The following is an 18,044-nucleotide window of genomic DNA, read 5'->3' as shown; positions in this document are numbered from 1 at the left end:
AGCCTGGATATTATTCTGCCCCAGATTCGCTGGAGCAATCGCAGCGCTACTTACGTGCGACCGGAGCCTTTCAGGCTCGCGGGTTCTGGCCCATCAAAACGCTGCGACGCGCTTACTCTTCGCCCATCCGCAATGCGGCGATGAAGGCTTCCTGCGGGATCTGAACGCTGCCATATTCGCGCATCCGCTTCTTGCCTTCCTTCTGCTTGTCGAGCAGCTTCTTCTTGCGGCTGATGTCGCCGCCATAGCATTTGGCGGTCACGTCCTTGCGCATCGCCGCAATCGTCTCGCGGGCGATCACCTTGCCGCCGATGGCTGCCTGAATCGGGATCTTGAACAGGTGGCGGGGGATCAGGTCTTTCAGCCGTTCGCACATACCGCGTCCGCGCGTTTCCGCCGTGCCGCGATGCACGATCATGCTCAGCGCATCGACTGGCTCGGCATTGACCATGATGCTCATCTTGACCAGATCGCCTTCGCGATAGCCGATCTGGTGATAATCGAAGCTGGCATAGCCGCGGCTGATGCTCTTCAGGCGGTCGTAGAAATCGAACACGACTTCGTTGAGCGGCAGTTCATATGTCACCTGCGCGCGCCCGCCGACATAGGTCAGGTTCTTCTGGATACCGCGCCGGTCCTGACACAGCTTCAGGATGGAGCCGAGATATTCGTCGGGGCAATAGATGATCGCTTCGATCCACGGCTCCTCGATGCTGCCGATCTTCGTGGGATCAGGCATGTCGGCGGGATTATGCAGTTCGATCTCGCCATTATTGTGCGTCAACTGGATTTTGTAGACGACCGACGGCGCCGTCGTAATCAGGTCCAGATCATATTCGCGCGTCAACCGCTCCTGAATGATTTCCAGATGCAACAGGCCCAGGAACCCGCAGCGGAAGCCAAAGCCCAGCGCCGCGCTGCTTTCCATCTCGAAACTGAAAGAGGCGTCGTTCAACCGCAGCTTGGAAATGCTGTCGCGCAGTTTGTCGAAGTCTGCGGCGTCGACGGGAAAGAGCCCGCAGAACACCACCGGCTGCACTTCCTTGAACCCCGGCAGCGGCTTGGCAGCGGGATTCTTGACCGTGGTGATGGTGTCGCCGACGCGCGTCTGGCTGATGTCCTTGATCTGCGCCGTGATAAAGCCGATTTCGCCGGCTGCGATTTCCGGCAGCGTCTCGATCTTGGGACGCATACAGCCGACCCGGTCGATCAGATGCTCGGTCCCGCCGATCATGAATTTGATGTTCTGGCCCTTCTTGATCACGCCATTGACGACGCGGACCAGAATGACGACGCCCAGATAGGGATCGTACCAGCTATCGACCAGCATCGCTTCCAGCGGTGCGTCGCGGTCGCCTTTGGGCGCCGGGATTTTCTTGACGATGGCTTCCAGAATATCGTCGATGCCGATCCCGGATTTGGCGGACGCCAGCACCGCTTCGGACGCATCCAGGCCGATGACGTCCTCAATTTCCTTGCGCACCTTTTCCGGTTCGGCGGCGGGCAAATCGATCTTGTTGATGACCGGCACGATCTCATGGTCATGCTCGATCGACTGATACACGTTCGCCAGCGTCTGCGCTTCGACGCCTTGTGCGGCATCCACGACCAGCAACGCGCCTTCGCACGCGGCAAGGCTGCGCGACACTTCATAGGCGAAATCGACATGCCCCGGCGTGTCCATCAGGTTAAGCTCATAGAGCAGGCCGTCTTGCGCGGTATAGTCGAGGCGCACGGTCTGCGCCTTGATCGTGATGCCGCGTTCCTTCTCGATGTCCATGTTGTCGAGCACCTGCGCCGACATTTCACGGTCGGTCAGGCCGCCGCAGCGCTGGATCAGGCGGTCGGCCAGCGTCGATTTGCCATGGTCGATATGGGCGATGATGGAGAAGTTACGGATGCGGCTGAGTTCGGTCATGGAGCGCCGATAGCAGCAAGCAATCGCGCTGTCAGCAGGCGCCCGCAATTGCAGCGATTGCGGCATCGAACCGCTGATCCCCGTCGCCGCCGATCATCACCCACCGCACGCCTCGTCGCTCCAGCTCCGCGCGGCACAGATCGAAGAAGCGAAGCTGATCGGCGCGGTCAGGAAACATGCGCACCTCGTCCCCCACCCACGGCAGGTCGACGTTCATCAACAGATACAGATCGCCGGCATCGCGAAAGGCATCGAGCGTCGGGTTCCGCTCACCGAACAGCATCATGCTCCACGCCGCCGTCATCAGCGGATCGGTATCCTGGAACAGCATGCCCTTGGCTTTGTGCGCCATCGCGGCGCGTTGCGCGATATGGCCTTCCATGATCGCCACCAGATCGTCGGGCGTCAGGTCGGTGCCATGTGTCTCACAATAGGTCCGGCCATATTCCGGCACCCAGACGGTGCCGAAGTGCGCGGCAAGGCGTGCCGCCAAAGTCGACTTGCCCGTACTCTCCGGCCCATGCAGCACAATGTTACGCACGGCGCGCGCGCATCCATTGCCTCAGCCCGACGATCGACAGGATCAGGAACACGCCATACAACCCCGCCGTCAGATGCAGCCCCCGGCTCCAGTACAAGCCAACCGCAAGCACATCGACGACGATCCAGCCGATCCAGTTCTCGATGAAGCGCTTTGCCAGCAGAAACTGCGACAGCACGCTTAGCATCGCGACCGTCGCGTCCCAGTGCGGTGCCGCTGCATCGGTATAGCGGGCCATCATGCTGCCCCATCCCGCACTCGCTGCTATGGCCATTGAAACAGCAACCACGCGCCCTGGCCTGGAAAGCCAGCGCACGGGGACTTCCTGCCCCTGGCCAGTCCCATGCCAGTGCCACCAGCCATAGATGTTGAGGATCAGGAAGAAGCCTTGCAACAGCACATCGCTATACAATCGCGCTTCGAAAAAGATCAGCGCATACAGCGACACCATCGCGATACCGAACGGGTAATTCCATACGCTCCGTCGTACCAGCAGCACGATGTTGGCCAGGCCCAGGGCCACGGCAATCCCTTCGAGTATCGACAACCTGTCAGTCCGATGCGTTGGCGACGTTATACTGGAACAACTCCGCCTGCGTCAGGCAGCGGCGGGTGGACTTGTCGTCGCCCGATCCTTCGATGGCCTTCTGACGGTACATCACATCGGTCAACAGCTTGCGCGATACACCCATGCGGATCAGAAAATCATTGTCGTCGCTCGCCAGCAGCGCAGAGCTTTGTTCGATGTCGCCGATCATATCGACGGCGCTATCGGCGTCTTCCTGTATCTCTTCCTTGATCGCAGCGCGATCGCCCAGATGCGTGAACATGTGGACCATATACAGGCCACCCGGCTCGACGATCCGCACCGTGCCGCCCATGAACATGAAGTTGCATGCGGAGAAACACGCCCAGCCCTTCGGGATGCGCGTCACGACGTTCGGGTAATTCTTCCGGATCAGTCGTCCCGCCACGTTACCGACCGATGCCACGCCGCCGGGGGAGCGGAGCCAGATCTCGCTGATATCCGGATTGGCCTGCAGCGTTTGAAAGAGGCGCGGCATCAAGCCCTTGTCGATGGCGCCTTCCGCCATCAGCACCTTCATGCCGCTCTGGCTCTTCACCGTCAGTTGCATGGTTTTGTTGGTCGACCAATCGGGCTGCATCGGGCAGGTCGGGTTCTTGGGATCCACGGTTGGGCCAGCGGCGGCAGTGAGCATCACGCCGCAAACAGCCGCTAAGACACTGCGCACCCGCTATGCCTGCAGGACGTAGCGCGGCTGACCGGGGCCGCGGCACATGCGTTTCTGCACGCGCGTCTCTTCGCCTTCCACGATGACGACGTCGGTTACCATCATACACTTGCTGCCATCCGCAAGTTTGGTCGACGAATCGACTGTCGATGACCCGGACACGTTGGCACGGGTGCCGCTTTCCCAGGAGATTGCACTGCCCGCGCCGCCCGAACGCTCGGCTTCTTCCACCGCTTGCGTGGTGGCTGTGGCGGCTTGTTCCTGTTCCTGCGGATCGAGGCGGCAGGCAATGGCTTCGGATAAGGTGTCGCTGAACTGCGACACTGGCACGAAGCTGCTGACGCCGGCACGGCTTGCGGTGCGTCCGGCGATACCGCCCAAGACGCTACCCAGCATGGCCTTTCCCTTTTTGCTCTTATCGCTTTTACATTTGGTATCGCTGCTGTCGCCGCTATCGCGTGCGCCACGGGCAACATCGTTCAAGATCCCAAATTGCGCGAACGCAGGCGCTGGAATTACCGCTGCAACCGCAAGCATCATGCCTATAGGACAAATTACAGAACCACTACGCATGAATACTTCCCCAACCTTCAACTACCATCGTATAGATGGTTACGCTGAACGGTTCCAGTTCGCAGTGACTGGTGTCACAGGCCATTAGGAGGCCAAGGCGCGGAGCCCCACGGTCTTCATGCGATTGAGATCGGCCTGCACGAGAAATTCAATGCCCATGCGATCTTCTACGGACCATCGGCATTGTGCCGGCAGGACATAGCCTTCCGCCAGCTCGATCTGGAATGTCGTTCCGGTTGGCACGTTCCACAATCCGTCCACCAGCGCGCCGGTCGACGATATGTTACGGATGCGCCCATTGTAACGATGTCCATCATGGGTGACGGCCACGGACCGTAGCATCGCCTTGCGTACGGGTCGGCTGGATTGGAAGCCATCGCGCGGCACGACGGCGTGGACGTCTTTCAGGGCTTCTTTCGTAGCGTCCGCTTCCTTCGGCTTGCCATAAATATAGCCTTGCACATGGCTCACGCCTAATGACCGGATCAGCTCCAGTTCGTCATGCGTTTCAACGCCTTCCGCCGTCGTATCCATCGACAGCGCTTCGGCCAAGCTGACGATGGATTTGATGATCGCGCTATTGCGGCTTCCCGCTATCGCGGCACCACGCACGAAACTCTGGTCGATCTTGATCTTGTCGAATGGCGCTTTCTTCAGATACCCCAACGAGGAATAGCCGGTGCCGAAGTCGTCCAGAGCGAGGCGAACCCCGATTTTCTTAAGCCGGGCAAACATGAGATCGGTGTCCGCATCGTCGTTCAGGAATACGCCTTCAGTGATTTCCAGTTCCAGCCGTGGGGGTGCCAAGCCTGTGCTGGCCAGCGCGCTGACAACAATGCCGGGAAAAGCTGGATTGGTGAACTGAATGGGAGAGACGTTGACGGCCACCCGAATATGTTCCGGCCAACCGACGGCGTCTGCACAAGCGGTCCGCAACACCCATTCGCCAATTTGCGCGATCAGGCCGGTTTCTTCCGCAATGGGAATGAACAGCGCTGGCGAAATGGCACCGCGCGTGGGGTGTTCCCAACGCAGCAGCGCTTCATAACCCGAAATCCGCTCGGTTATTGCGCTGACAACCGGCTGATAGACCAAATGCAGGCCTTCGGAGGCCAGTGCCTTGCGCAAGTCCTCTTCCAACTGTCGCCGATCTTCCGCGTCCGCATGCATCTCGGCTGAGTAAAATCGGAATATGCCGCGACCCTCGCCCTTTGCGGCATACAGCGCCAGGTCGGCGTTGCGGATCAATGCGTCCGATGTCACGCCGTCGGCAGGACACAGCGCTATGCCAATCGAGGCACCGATGACCACCTGATTGCCGTCAATGGAATAAGGTTGCGATAATGAGGCAATGATCGCCGTGGCCAAGGACGCCAATTCCCGATGGTCGATGCAGGCTGGCAGCACCACCTTGAACTCGTCGCCCCCAAGCCGACCGACACGACCCTTTTCACCGATTATCCGCTGAAGGCGCTGGCTGACATTGCGCAGCAATTGGTCGCCTGCAGGATGCCCAAGCGTATCGTTGACGATTTTGAACCTGTCGAGATCCAGCATGAGCAGTGCGCATTCGCCCGGTTTGCCCTGTGCACCCGATACAGCTTGTTCCAATGTCCGCATCATTTGAACCCGGTTCGCCAAACCGGTCAGCGAATCATATTGCGCCAGCCGCGTGACTTCCGCTTGGCTGCGACGGATTTCCGTCAGATCGCTGCCGCTCCCGCGAAACCCTTTGAACTGGCCGAAATCATCCACAATGGGCTGTCCCGATACCGCCCAGAACCGATCCTCTGCTACGCTGGCCACCTGAACGGAGATTTCCGAGAAAGCTGTACGAGCGGAAAAGTGGAAACCCAGGGATCGCTCCCCGTCGTCTTTTTGCGAATATCCCTGCGTAACGAGATCGATCAATCGCTGACCTATCAGCGCCTCGCCCGGCTTTCCCAGACTTTGCGCCAAGGTTTCGGAAATATAAGTGAGCGCACCCGTGCGATCCGTTTCCCAGAACCAGCCGCGCCCCGATCGTTCGAAGTCAGACAGCAGCCGTTCGGCCCGCCGCCCCCTGTGCTCGTTCGCATGGCGTGCCTGCAACCGCTGTTGATCGACGAACGCCTGACACACAGTCACAAGTGCCATGGACAGGACGAGCGCCAGCACCGCCATCCCTAACAGCAAACTCCCGCTCGCAATGGCCATGACCGCGCCAGCCCCGGAACATAGGCCAGGCCAAGGATACGCTGGCCGCCGCAGATGCCCATGGCCAGCAATCCGACCACAAGCGTTAGCAGCGCATAAAGAGACAGGTGCACTGCCGGTACGATCGTCCATAAGCCAATGCTGTACGTAGCCCCGGAAAGCACCATGGCTTGTAGCATGATCCACATTTGCACATGCGGGCGCTTTCGATTGATTGTCGATACGCGGGGGGCAAGACAAATAACCGCATCGAGCACAAGGATCGTGCCAACTATCGCAACAGCAGCGGGCGTTAGAAATGCCGATTTGATGCCGGGGACTGTCGCCACGATCGCTGCCGCCACAAGCAGGCGCGCTGCGATCATAACGGGCCAAAGTCTGGCCAGCGACCGAAGTGCCGCAATGATCCACAGGGGCGGCGCATCATGTCCGCCATCGGCAAGCCCCAGCGACATCATCAGCGATGCAGAACGCGATTCGGGTCGGCGGTGCAGGAACGCGCGGGATAAAGACATAGACGCTAATTGCCTGTGACTAATTGATATCTGGTTACGTAACGAACGCCCTTGCGCTTTGCACGGAGGCCATCCGGCGCTAGGATAGGCAAAACCATGAGAGGAGACCTGTATGCGCCACATCGCGATCGTCGGATCGGGGCCAGCGGGCTACTACACCGCCGAGGCTTGCACCAAGACCTTCGGTGAGAATGCACGGGTCGATATCATCGACCGCATGCCTGTGCCGTTCGGGTTGATCCGAACGGGCGTTGCGCCCGACCATCAATCGATCAAAGCCGTTTCGCAGAGATATGACGCGGTATCGCTGGGCGACAATGTGCGCTTCATCGGCAATGTCTCGATTGGGCAGGACGTGTCGATTGCCGAATTGCTGTCGCTATACGATGCCGTAGTGCTCGCGACAGGCGCGCCGAATGATCGCACTCTGGACGTTCCGGGCGACGATCTGCCTGGCGTCATCGGCAGTGCGGCATTTGTCGGCTGGTATAATGGCCACCCGGACCATGCAACGCTCAGCCCGCCCCTGAATGGCGATCATGCCGTGATACTCGGTAATGGCAATGTCGCGCTGGACGTTGCCCGGATACTTGCCAAAACGCCTGAAGAGTTCGCCGGAAGCGACATTGCGCGGCATGCTCTGGATGTGCTGGCGCAATCGTCCTTAACGCAAATTACGATCATCGGACGCCGGGGACCGCATCAAATCGCAATGACGCCCAAGGAGCTTGAGGAGCTGGAACGTCTGGAACGCGCGGACATGCAGGTTTCGGCGAGCGATTTTCCCCCGGTTGCGGAGGACGCTGCACTGGAACCGGGCTTGCGCAAATCAGTGGGGTTGCTGCGAACGTTCGCCGGTCGGGACACCGTGAATAAGCCGATGCGCGTAACGTTCGATTTCTTTGCGATGCCAGTCGCGGTGGAAGGCAAAGGGAAGGTAGAGCGGCTGATTGTCGAGCAGACGCAGGTCGACGAGGACGGCCATTTAGCGGGTACGGGAGAGCAGTATGCAATCGAGGCCGATATGATCATATCCTGCATCGGATACCGCACCCCACCTATCGAAGGCGTCCCTTACGATGTCGACCATGGCCGTTTCGCCAATCAGGACGGCAGGATCGAGCCGGGTCTGTATTGCGTTGGATGGGCGCGGCGCGGCCCCACCGGGACCATCGGCACGAACAGGCCTGATGGATATGACATTGTCGAGCGTATTGCGTCCGACCTTGCCTCCGGGGTTACCGACCGATCGGGCGATAGCGGTCTGGATGCGTTGCTGAACGAACGGGGTGTCGCGCCGGTATATTTCAGCGACTGGCAGCGGATCGACGCGGCGGAACGCGATCGGGCGCGGGACGGTGCGCCGCGTGAAAAGTTCACGACGGTCGAGGATATGCTGGCCGCAGCGCATGGTGAAGACGCGGCGCGCTGACGCCGCGTCTCACAATCAGTTGGGTGTAGCAGCCCGTGCGTTCTGGCCGTCGCCTTCGGGAGCGGCGATGATGTCGCGGGTCGTTGCGCCCTTGTCTACGACATTCGTGTCGGGATCGGCGACCGAGGAGCGGATGCCGGGATCGGCGCTGCCGCGACCGGCGCTGGTGAGAGCCGACGTTTCCGTGCTGCTGCGGGCGGCGGCGCCACCGAACATGGCGTTCATCGCCTGACGGGTCGAATCCGCAGTGGCCACCGGAGCGGCGCCGGGCGCAGGAGGCACGAGCGCGAAGTCGGGCGGAATCACCAGTGGTGCCTGACGCGAAACCGCGAATTCATCGGGGCGTTCGCGGTTGAACAGGCCAGTCGAGCCGCATGCCGACAGCGCCGACATCCCGGCGATCAGGCCACAGGCGAGAACAATTTTACGCATTTTCATCATGACTCCGTATTTGCGCCCTTCTCGCGCAGCAGCAGCGCTCGCGCAAGCAGGATCAGCACGCCGATGGTGATCGCGGCGTCTGCCAGGTTGAATATGAGGAAGGGCCGCCACTCGCCGAAGTGCAGGTCGGCATAGTCGACGACATAGCCAAAGCGGCTGCGGTCGATGATGTTGCCGATGGCACCGCCCAGCACGAGGCCGAGGGCGAGCACATCGTCGCGCGCCTTTTCGCGCCACATCCAGATCGCGACGAACAACGCGATCAGCGCGGTCATGCCCACCAGCGCCCAGCGCGCGGTTTCATTGTCCGCGTGGAAGAAGCCCATCGAGACGCCCCGGTTCTCCAGCCAGCGCAGGCGGAAGATGGGGAGCAATTCGATCCCGATATCGGCGCGCGATTTGAGTGCGAGCGGCACGGTGACGATATATTTGATAAGCTGATCGAAGAGGACGATCAGCGCAGCGACGGCAAGGCCGAGCGGACGGTAGTTGGGGACGGGAGCGCTTGTCATCGATGGGCCTTCTATTAGCCTTCTATTCTGTCGTCATGCTGAACCGGTTTCAGCATCCATCCCGCCATCCGCGCGGTGGGTGCGTGCGGCACGATGGATCCTGAAACAAGTTCAGGATGACGGCAGAGGATTGTCATCCGTTCAGTACCGTGTCGCAGCGGTCGCATAGTGCGCCGTCTGCGGTCACTTCCGGGAGCAAGCGCCAGCAACGGCCGCATTTGTTTTTACCCGTCCGATGCACGCCAATCTTTGCTTTAGTTGCCTGATCCCATTCACCCTGTGCCTGAGGATCGTGGGCAGTTATGGTCACTGACGCAACAATTGCTATTTCAGCCATATCGACGGATTGTAACAAATCCAAATGGTCTCGGCCTTCAGTATCATGCTGTTCGACATCAACCGTTACATCAGCCTCTAGGCTTGATCGAACAATCTTGTCACGACGCAATGGTTCGATCTTTTCGTTGATTGCATTCCTGTAGGACAGCAAAACCTCCCATTTGTCGGCAAGTAACTCGTCCCGCCAGCTTTTCTCGACTTCCGGCCATTCCAGGAAGTGCACGCTGGCATCCGGATCGGGATAGCGGCTCTGCCACACTTCTTCCGCTGTGAAGGGGATGATCGGCGCGGCGTAGCGGACGAGGGCGTGGAACAGGGTGTCGAGGACGGTGCGATAGGCGCGGCGCTTCATGTCCGTGGGCGCGTCGCAGTAGAGGCAGTCCTTGCGGATGTCGAAGAAGAAGGCGGACAAATCGATGTTCGCGAAGTCCATCAGCGCGCGGGTGTAGCGGCTAAATTCCAGCCAGGGTTCATTTGGCCAAACTTCTCTATCATCGCCCAGAGCGACGACCCCATGCAGTTCCGAGTCAAGCATGGCGAGGCGGTGGAGCATGTAGCGTTCCAGCTCCGGCATGGCGCTCACCGGCACCCGCTCGGCGTCGGTGAAGTCGGAGAGTGCGCCAAGTAAGTATCTGAAGGTATTGCGTAATTTACGATAGGCGTCGCTTGCCCCGGCGAGGACTTCCTTGCCGATCTTTACGTCGTCGAAATAATCGGTGGAGGCCACCCAGACGCGCAGGATGTCCGCGCCGCTCTCGCCCATGATTTTCAGCGGATCGACGACATTGCCGAGCGACTTGGACATTTTGCGGCCCTGACCGTCCAGCGCGAAGCCGTGGGTCAGCACCGCCTTGTACGGCGCGCCGCCGCGCGTGCCGCTCGATTCGAGGAGCGAGGACTGGAACCAGCCGCGATGCTGGTCCGACCCTTCGAGATAGAGGTCTGCGCGCACGCCCTTGCCGTAGCGGGCCTCGACCACGAAGCTGTGGGTGGAACCGCTGTCGAACCACACGTCGAGAATGTCGTTCACGACCTCATAGTCGGCCAGATCGTAATCCGGGCCGAGCAAGGCCTGATGATCCGCGCCGAACCATGCGTCCGCACCTGCGCCCTTGAACGCTTCGATGATGCGGGCGTTGACGGCGGGGTCGTTCAGATAGTCGCCGCTCTGGCGGTGGACGTAGAGCGCAATCGGCACGCCCCATGCGCGCTGGCGGGAGATGACCCAGTCCGGGCGGCCTTCGACCATCGTGCGGATGCGGTTGGTGGAGCGTTCCGGCACCCAGCGTGTCTGGGCGATGGCGTTGAGGGCGATGTCGCGGAGGGTGGGGTTGTTCGAGCGTCCCTCGACTTCGCTCGGGACGAACGGCTGTGGTGCCGCATCTCCTTCCCCGTTCGTGTCGAGCGCAGTCGAGACACCTCGCGTTGTCGCCCTGTCCATCGGGATGAACCATTGCGGGGTGCAGCGGTAGATGATGCGCGCCTTGCTCCGCCAGCTATGCGGATAGCTGTGCTTGAAGTCGTCCGACGCGGCGAGGAGGGCACCGGCTTCGCGCAGGTCGGTGCAGATCGGGCCGTCCTTGCTGACGAACTTCATGTTGATTACGGAGCCTTGCCCGCCCAGCCACAGCCAGTCATCGCGATATTTGCCTTCGCCGGTCACCGCGAAGACGGGATCGATGCCATGCGCCTTACAGACGAGGAAATCCTCCTCGCCATGATCGGGGGCCATGTGGACGAGGCCGGTGCCTGCGTCGGTGGTGACATGGTCGGCGGGGAGGAAGGGGCGGGGTTTGGCGAAGAAGCCGCCGAGGTGGTGCATCGGGTGACTAGCGGTGGCTCCGGCTAGGTCAGAGCCTTTGACGGTTTCCCACTCGCTTTCGTGAAGTGAGATGATACCCGGCTTCTTATCTTCGCAACGCTTTATAAACTCTGCCGCGAGTGCTTCAGCTACCAAGTAGGTGTTGACCGTTCCACCTTCAGGAATGAGGACGTAGTTGATGTCTGGCCCATAGGCTAGCGCCTGATTGACCGGGATAGTCCAAGGGGTAGTGGTCCAAATTACCGCGAACGTCTTTAGATGGCCCTTGCTCAGCAGAGCTTGGATTGCAGGTGCATTCGGCGCGTCGACGATCTCGAAGCCCACGTCGATCTGGGTCGAGACGACGTCCTCATATTCGACTTCGGCTTCGGCCAGCGCGGTCTTTTCCACGGGCGACCACATCACGGGCTTTGCACCGCGATAAAGCTGACCCGACTCCGCGAATTTCAGGATTTCGCCGACGATGGTAGCTTCGGCTTCGAACTTCATGGTCAGATAGGGATCGTCCCAGTCGCCCATCACGCCCAGACGCTTGAACTGTTCCTTCTGCACGCCCACCCATTTGTCGGCATAGGCGCGGCATTCGGCGCGAAATTCTTGCGGGGGAACTTCGTCCTTGTTCAGCTTCTTCTTGCGATATTCCTCCTCGATCTTCCATTCGATCGGCAGGCCGTGGCAGTCCCAGCCGGGGACGTACGGCGCGTCCTTGCCCAGCAGAGTCTGGCTGCGGACGATGATGTCCTTCAGCACCTTGTTCATCGCGTGGCCCATATGGATGTCGCCATTGGCGTAGGGCGGGCCGTCGTGGAGGATGAAGCGTTCGCGCCCGGCGCGCTTTTCGCGCAGCTTGCCGTACAGGTCCATCTCCGCCCAGCGCGCGGCGATGGCGGGTTCCTTCTGCGCAAGGCCGGCCTTCATCGGGAAGTCGGTCTGCGGCAAGAAGACAGTGGATTTGTAGTCTGGGGCGGTGGGCTGATCGGTCATGGGTGCGCTTATACTGATGGGAGCAGATTAGCGCGGTGCTTAGGCGACGCGGGGGCTAGCCGCAAGGATTTGCCGCGCGCGGGCGATATCCTTGTCCATCTGCGCGACGAGGGCGTCGAGGCTGTCGAACTTGGCTTCGGGGCGGAGGCGTTCGATCAACTGCACTTCGATGCATTGGTCGTACAGGCTTTCGGAGAAATCGAGGAAGAAAGGTTCGAGCAATTCCTTGGGCGGATCGAAGGTGGGGCGGATGCCGAGATTGGCGGCACCGTCCAGCACGCGGCCATCCGGCAGCACACCGCGCACCGCATAGATGCCATAGGCAGGGCGAAGATAGTTGCCCATGTCGAGATTGGCCGTGGGGTAGCCGATGGTGCGGCCGACCTTGTCGCCATGCTGGACGATCCCTTCGATAGCGAAGGGGCGGGTGAGAAGCCGGGTGGCCGTGGCGCAATCGCCCGATTGCAGCGCGGCGCGGATGCGGCTGGACGAGACGGGCTGGCCATCGGGCGTGGAAACCGCGCCGACGGCTTGTGCCGCGATGCCCAGCGGCGCGCCAATCTCGGCCAGGCGAGCGATTGTCCCGGCCTTGTCCTTGGCGAAGGTGAAATCCTCGCCCGTCACGACACCCGCCGGGCGGAGAAGGTCGTGGAGCATGTTGCGGACGAATTCTTCAGGTGTCAGCGCGGCGAGAGCTTTATCGAAATGGAAGACGAACATCGCGTCTGCTCCAGCCTGCGCGAACAGCCGTTCACGCTGATCGAGGCTGGTGAGCCGGAAAGGCGGCGCATCGGGGTGGAAGAGGCGCATCGGGTGCGGATCGAAAGTGGCGACGATGACCGGGCGGCCCTCGCTGCGCGCCCAGTCGACGGCACGACCGATCACGGCCTGATGACCCAGATGAAACCCGTCAAAATTCCCCAGCGCGACAATAGCCCCGCGAAGTTCCGCCGGCACTGCCTCGCCGCTACCCAGCCGCTGCATGGGGCGGGCTATAGGGGGATGGGGCGCGAAGGGCAATTGGGAGTTGTAGAAGGCTTACCGCAGTTGGAGAGGGGGTGTGCTCTCTTCCGGTGAGAGAGGGAATTAGACGCGCCTCAATGTCACGAAACTGTATCCGGGGCGTCCGTTTTCCGCGGCGTGGTCTTCCCGCGCTATCTCGCGCCAGATCGCGGAGTCGAACGCAGCCATGCGGGTGTCGCCTTCCGCATCGACATGCACCTGCGTCAGTTCGATGCGATCCGCGACGGGCATGAACAGGCGATATATCTCCGCACCGCCGATGACCGAAATGATCGGGGCATTAGCCAGCCGGATGGCAGCGTCGACATCGCGCACGACTTCCGCGCCATCCTCGTACCAGTCGGGATCGCGCGTGAGGACGATGTGGCGGCGCCCTCCCAGCAGGCCCGGCAGGCTGTCGAAGGTCTTGCGGCCCATAATCATCGGGCGGCCCTGCGTCAGTGTCTTGAAATGGCGCAGATCGGCGGGCAGGTGCCAGGGGAGCGCGCCGTCGCGGCCGATGATGCCATTGTCGGCGCGGGCGAGAATCAGGACGATTTCGGGATGGGTCGTCGGCATGTCGGTCGCTCCCTTTCCCTACAATTCTATGGGGTCAAATGGTCAGGCGGGTCACATGCCCCATCTTGCGGCCCGCTCGTGCTTCGCCCTTGCCATAAAGATGGAGGTGATTGGAAGGGTCGGCAAGAATTTGTGGCCAATCGTCCGCCTGATCGGCGATGAGGTTGTGCATGTCCACGCGGCTCGCGGCGAGCGCGGTGTCGCCCAGCGGCAGGCCGCAAATGGCACGGACGTGATTTTCGAACTGGCTGGTGAGCGCGCCTTCGATGGTCCAGTGGCCGCTATTGTGGACGCGCGGAGCCATTTCGTTGAACACCGGCCCCTCGGACGACGCGAAAAATTCGACGGCGAGGACGCCGACATAATCAAGTTCTTCGAGCAACTGGCGGGTAAGGGCGCGGGCTTCGTCGGTCTGGCTTTCGATCAGCGCGCCTGCCGGGACGGTGGAGGTGGCGAGGATGCCATCGACATGGACGTTGGCGGGGCTGTCCCAGAAGCGGATTTCGCCGGTTGCGCCGCGCACGGCCAGCACGGAAAATTCCTGATCGAAGGTTACGAAGCCTTCCAGAATAGCCGGTGCACGCTGGATCGCGTTCCATGCGCCGATGCTGTCGCCCGGGACCAGGATACGCGCCTGCCCCTTGCCATCATAGCCCATGCGGTTGGTCTTGAGGATGGCGGGGCAGCCGATACGGTCGATGGCGTTATCCAGATCGTCGAGGCTGTCGACCGCCAGAAAGGGCGCGGTGACGCCGCCCAGATTGTTGACGAAGCGTTTTTCGGCGAGCCGGTCCTGTGCAACACGTAGCGCCGCTACGCCGGGGCGAACGAGGCCGTGGGCGCTCAGTACGTCGACGGCAGCCGTGTCGATATTCTCGAACTCATAGGTGACGACATCGACGCTGTCGGCAAAACGCGCGAGCGCGTCGGCATCGGTATAGCTGGCCTGCGTCCAGCGCGGCGAGACGTCGGCAGCGGGGCCGCTGGTTTCAGGCGCGTAGATATGGGTGCGATAGCCAAGCTGCGCGGCGGCCATGGCGATCATCCGGCCCAGTTGCCCGCCGCCCAATATGCCGATGATGGACCCCGGCGGGATCGCCGTCATGCTTCGTCCACCGGCGTTTCGGCGACCGATGCCGTCTGCTTTTCGCGCCAGGCGTCGAGGCGGGTGGCCAGCGCGTCGTCGGTGGTGGCGAGCATCGCGGCGGCAAGCAGTGCGGCGTTGGTTGCGCCCGCCTTGCCGATGGCGAGCGTGCCGACGGGGATGCCGGCGGGCATCTGAACGATGGAAAGCAGGCTGTCCATGCCCGACAGCGCCTTGGATTCTACCGGCACGCCCAGTACCGGCAGGCGCGTCATTGCAGCGGCCATGCCGGGGAGATGCGCTGCGCCGCCTGCGCCCGCGATAATGGCTTTCAGCCCGCGTGACGCAGCGGATTTGGCGTAGTCGTAGAGGCGGTCGGGGGTGCGGTGCGCGGAGACGACCTTGCACTCATGGGCGATGCCGAGCGCGGTCAGCGTGTCGGCGGCGTGGCGCATCGTGTCCCAATCGGACCGGCTGCCCATGATGATACCGACCTGAACCTGATCCACCATGATCGCTTCCTGTATGCGAGGCACGCGCCCCGGAAGGAGAGGGCCTTAACCGGGTGCTCGCGCATTGTCGACAACCTACATACGCTGTTCTCCTGCGAAAGCAGGAGCCCAGGGTTCGGAGGGAAGCGCATGGTGCTCTGGACCCCGGCGTTCGCCGGGGAACGCGCTTACCGCTCCGACAGATAATAGCGATCCAGCGCGTTCAGATCATTGTCCAGTTCGTAGACGATGGGCTGGCCGGTGGGGATTTCAAGGCTGGTGATCTCGTCGTCCGAAATGCCGGACAGGTGCTTGACCAGCGCACGGAGCGAATTGCCGTGAGCGGAGATGAGGACGCGCTTGTCGGCCTTCAGCTCCGGCGCGATGCGGCTTTCCCAATAAGGGAGCACGCGGGCGATGGTGTCTTTCAGGCTCTCGGTCGAAGGGATGGCGATCCCGGCGTAGCGGCGGTCCTTCGACAAGTCGAATTCGCTGCCGGCTTCGAGCGGCGGCGGGGGAATGTCGAAGCTGCGGCGCCAGATGTGGACCTGATCCGCGCCATGCTTGGCGGCTGTCTCCGCCTTGTCGAGACCGGTGAGGCCACCATAATGGCGCTCATTGAGATGCCAGTCCTTTTCCACCGGCAACCACAGGCGACCCATTTCTTCGAGCGCGAGATTGAGCGTCTTGATCGCGCGGGTTTGCAGCGAGGTGAAGCAGGTGTCGAAATCGAGCCCCTTGGTTTTCATCAGTTGTCCGGCGGCGCGCGCTTCGCCTGCGCCCTTTTCGGTCACATCGACATCCCACCAGCCGGTGAAGCGGTTTTCCAGATTCCATGACGACTGGCCATGACGGATGAGGACGAGCGTGGGCATTGAAATCTCCCAAAGGGTCAGCGGACGCGCTTTCCTTAGCGGCAAAATCCCGCCATGCAATGCACTGCGACAGGAAGGAGACAGTCATGGCGATCACCCGCACCACCATAATCCACGAAGGACCGGGGGGCTTGTTCGAAGCGATGGCGGTAGGCGATGCCGATGTTGTGGGCGCGCAGCCGGGCATTCTGCTGATCCCCAATGTGCTGGGCACCAAGGAAGCCGATTTCGCAATGGCGGAGAAAGTCGCGGCGCTGGGCTATGTCGTGCTGGTCGCCGATGTGTACGGTCAGGGCAAGCGGACGAGTCGTGCCGATCCCGATATGGGCCGCTATATGACGGAATTGAACGCCGACCGCGCCTTGCTGAAGGCACGGTTGCTGCGGTCGCTGGAGGTGTTGCGCGAATTTCCGGATGTCGATGGCGCGCGGGTTGCGGCCATCGGCTATTGCTTTGGTGGAAAATGCGTTCTCGATCTGGCGCGGTGCGGCGCGGATATTCGGGGTGGGGTGAGTTTTCATGGTGTCTATGACGCGCCACCTTTTCCCAATGCCGCGATCACGGCAAAGCTGCTGATCTGTCACGGTTGGGACGATCCGATTGCGCCGCCCGAAGCGATGGTTGGGCTGGGGCAGGAGCTGACGCAGGCAGGCTGCGACTGGCAGATTCATGCTTATGGACGAACAGGTCACGCCTTTACCGATCACGATGCGAAGATGCCCGAGCGGGGCATGGCCTATCAGCCCGATGCGGATCGGCGCAGCTTCAAGGCGATGGCCGATTTTCTGGAGGAAGTGCTGGCGTGAAGGTGGCGTCGCTTGCCAGTGTGCGCGCTCCCCGCCTATATCGCCCGACACGAAAGGGCCCGATGGCATGACAGGCGTTTCTATCAAGGCGGTATGCGGAGCGGCGATGCTGCTGGCGCTGGCGGCGTGCGACGGCCGCGATACGCCCAAGGATAAGGCGGCGGGCCTCGCGGCGCAGAACGCGGCGATCGCGCGGGGCCGCGAAGCGAGCGACACGTTGCCCGGTACGCCGATGGCGGAGCGCGTGGCCGTGATCGGCTTGCTCAACAAACGCAACGGCCAGACACGCGATCTGGTGATGAAACCCGGCATGGCATTGCGTGTGGGCGACGCCGTCGTGCGGGTGCGGGCCTGCGAACAGACCGCGCCGTGGGAAAATACGCCGGAAGTGGGGGCGTTCGTACAACTGGACGTGCGCAGCCCCGGCAATGGGAAATGGTATCGGCAGTTTTCCGGCTGGCTGTTCAAGAACCGGCCGGAACGCAATGTCGTCCAGCATCCGATTTACGATGTGTGGGTGCGTGAGTGCCGGATGACGTGGCCAGAAACCGGGCCGGATACGCTGAAGGCAGGGGCGAAACCCAAGACTGGTTCCGCCGGTGCGGCGGGCAATGCCGACAATGCGGTTGAAGCGCCTGAGCCTGCCGCAGCGGTGGGGAATGTGGCGAACTGAAGGGGCGC

Annotated in this window: 18 protein-coding genes; 3 read left to right on the top strand and 15 right to left on the bottom strand. The window is 61.5% G+C overall.

Annotated elements, in window-relative coordinates; translation table 11 throughout:
• Positions 1 to 112: 112 nt before the first annotated feature.
• From lepA to QMG56_RS23375, 7 genes are all read right to left on the bottom strand, one after another.
• Positions 113 to 1,918: a translation elongation factor 4 gene (lepA, locus tag QMG56_RS16415; RefSeq protein ID WP_281823376.1), complete on the bottom strand. Its 1,806-nt coding sequence runs from the start codon at positions 1,916 to 1,918 to the stop codon at positions 113 to 115.
• 31 nt (positions 1,919 to 1,949) lie between these two features.
• Complete coding sequence (locus QMG56_RS16410; RefSeq protein ID WP_281823374.1) at positions 1,950 to 2,459, bottom strand: ATP-binding protein; 510 nt, start codon at positions 2,457 to 2,459, stop codon at positions 1,950 to 1,952.
• Positions 2,452 to 2,982: a nicotinamide riboside transporter PnuC gene (pnuC, locus tag QMG56_RS16405; protein WP_375713715.1), complete on the bottom strand. Its 531-nt coding sequence runs from the start codon at positions 2,980 to 2,982 to the stop codon at positions 2,452 to 2,454. The genes QMG56_RS16410 and pnuC overlap by 8 nt, the downstream gene beginning before the upstream one ends.
• A 28-nt stretch (positions 2,983 to 3,010) precedes the next feature.
• Positions 3,011 to 3,679, bottom strand: coding sequence for a hypothetical protein (locus QMG56_RS16400; RefSeq protein WP_281823427.1), 669 nt, complete (start codon positions 3,677 to 3,679; stop codon positions 3,011 to 3,013).
• A gap of 36 nt (positions 3,680 to 3,715) precedes the next feature.
• Positions 3,716 to 4,195 (bottom strand): hypothetical protein, encoded by a 480-nt coding sequence (locus QMG56_RS16395; protein WP_281823370.1) that lies wholly within the window; start codon positions 4,193 to 4,195, stop codon positions 3,716 to 3,718.
• 174 nt (positions 4,196 to 4,369) lie between these two features.
• A complete protein-coding gene (locus QMG56_RS16390) occupies positions 4,370 to 6,481 on the bottom strand; it encodes an EAL domain-containing protein (protein WP_309298577.1) in 2,112 nt (703 codons plus the stop codon).
• The gene (locus tag QMG56_RS23375; RefSeq protein WP_309298576.1) at positions 6,451 to 6,996 is read right to left on the bottom strand and encodes a hypothetical protein; all 546 of its coding nucleotides are present in this window, start codon (positions 6,994 to 6,996) and stop codon (positions 6,451 to 6,453) included. The genes QMG56_RS16390 and QMG56_RS23375 overlap by 31 nt, the downstream gene beginning before the upstream one ends.
• 112 nt (positions 6,997 to 7,108) lie before the next feature.
• Here QMG56_RS23375 and QMG56_RS16385 point away from each other — a divergent pair, with 112 nt between their 5' ends.
• On the top strand, positions 7,109 to 8,428 hold the full coding sequence (locus tag QMG56_RS16385; RefSeq protein ID WP_281823369.1) for an FAD-dependent oxidoreductase: 1,320 nt from the start codon (positions 7,109 to 7,111) through the stop codon (positions 8,426 to 8,428).
• A 15-nt stretch (positions 8,429 to 8,443) separates the two neighbouring features.
• Here the strand turns inward: QMG56_RS16385 and QMG56_RS16380 are convergent, their stop codons facing one another.
• The 8 genes from QMG56_RS16380 to gpmA all read right to left on the bottom strand — a co-directional run bounded on the left by QMG56_RS16380 (position 8,444) and on the right by gpmA (position 16,557).
• Positions 8,444 to 8,860, bottom strand: coding sequence for a DUF3035 domain-containing protein (locus QMG56_RS16380; RefSeq protein WP_230186488.1), 417 nt, complete (start codon positions 8,858 to 8,860; stop codon positions 8,444 to 8,446).
• A 5-nt stretch (positions 8,861 to 8,865) separates the two neighbouring features.
• The gene (gene lspA, locus QMG56_RS16375; RefSeq protein ID WP_230186489.1) at positions 8,866 to 9,381 is read right to left on the bottom strand and encodes a signal peptidase II; all 516 of its coding nucleotides are present in this window, start codon (positions 9,379 to 9,381) and stop codon (positions 8,866 to 8,868) included.
• Between the two features lie 133 nt (positions 9,382 to 9,514).
• Positions 9,515 to 12,526 carry an isoleucine--tRNA ligase gene (ileS, locus tag QMG56_RS16370; RefSeq protein WP_281823367.1) on the bottom strand — a complete coding sequence of 1,004 codons (3,012 nt, stop codon included), beginning with the start codon at positions 12,524 to 12,526 and terminating at the stop codon, positions 9,515 to 9,517.
• A gap of 39 nt (positions 12,527 to 12,565) precedes the next feature.
• Positions 12,566 to 13,510, bottom strand: a complete 945-nt coding sequence (locus tag QMG56_RS16365; protein ID WP_281823365.1) for a bifunctional riboflavin kinase/FAD synthetase — start codon at positions 13,508 to 13,510, stop codon at positions 12,566 to 12,568.
• Between the two features lie 102 nt (positions 13,511 to 13,612).
• A complete protein-coding gene (locus QMG56_RS16360; protein ID WP_281823363.1) occupies positions 13,613 to 14,107 on the bottom strand; it encodes a dihydrofolate reductase in 495 nt (164 codons plus the stop codon).
• A gap of 34 nt (positions 14,108 to 14,141) precedes the next feature.
• Complete coding sequence (locus QMG56_RS16355; protein ID WP_281823361.1) at positions 14,142 to 15,212, bottom strand: 5-(carboxyamino)imidazole ribonucleotide synthase; 1,071 nt, start codon at positions 15,210 to 15,212, stop codon at positions 14,142 to 14,144.
• Entirely contained in the window at positions 15,209 to 15,703 is a 495-nt protein-coding gene (purE, locus tag QMG56_RS16350) for a 5-(carboxyamino)imidazole ribonucleotide mutase (RefSeq protein WP_281823360.1), read from the bottom strand. Before purE ends, QMG56_RS16355 begins: the two co-directional genes overlap by 4 nt.
• 167 nt (positions 15,704 to 15,870) lie before the next feature.
• A complete protein-coding gene (gpmA, locus tag QMG56_RS16345) occupies positions 15,871 to 16,557 on the bottom strand; it encodes a 2,3-diphosphoglycerate-dependent phosphoglycerate mutase (RefSeq protein ID WP_281823358.1) in 687 nt (228 codons plus the stop codon).
• An 86-nt stretch (positions 16,558 to 16,643) separates the two neighbouring features.
• Here gpmA and QMG56_RS16340 point away from each other — a divergent pair, with 86 nt between their 5' ends.
• Both QMG56_RS16340 and QMG56_RS16335 read left to right on the top strand, forming a co-directional pair.
• Positions 16,644 to 17,363 carry a dienelactone hydrolase family protein gene (locus QMG56_RS16340; RefSeq protein WP_281823356.1) on the top strand — a complete coding sequence of 240 codons (720 nt, stop codon included), beginning with the start codon at positions 16,644 to 16,646 and terminating at the stop codon, positions 17,361 to 17,363.
• A gap of 67 nt (positions 17,364 to 17,430) precedes the next feature.
• Positions 17,431 to 18,036, top strand: a complete 606-nt coding sequence (locus QMG56_RS16335; RefSeq protein ID WP_375713714.1) for a DUF2155 domain-containing protein — start codon at positions 17,431 to 17,433, stop codon at positions 18,034 to 18,036.
• Positions 18,037 to 18,044 lie beyond the last annotated feature (8 nt).

This window comes from Sphingobium sp. BS19 (genome assembly GCF_027925545.1).
Taxonomy (GTDB): domain Bacteria; phylum Pseudomonadota; class Alphaproteobacteria; order Sphingomonadales; family Sphingomonadaceae; genus Sphingobium.
This window is presented reverse-complemented; position numbering and strand designations above follow the sequence as displayed.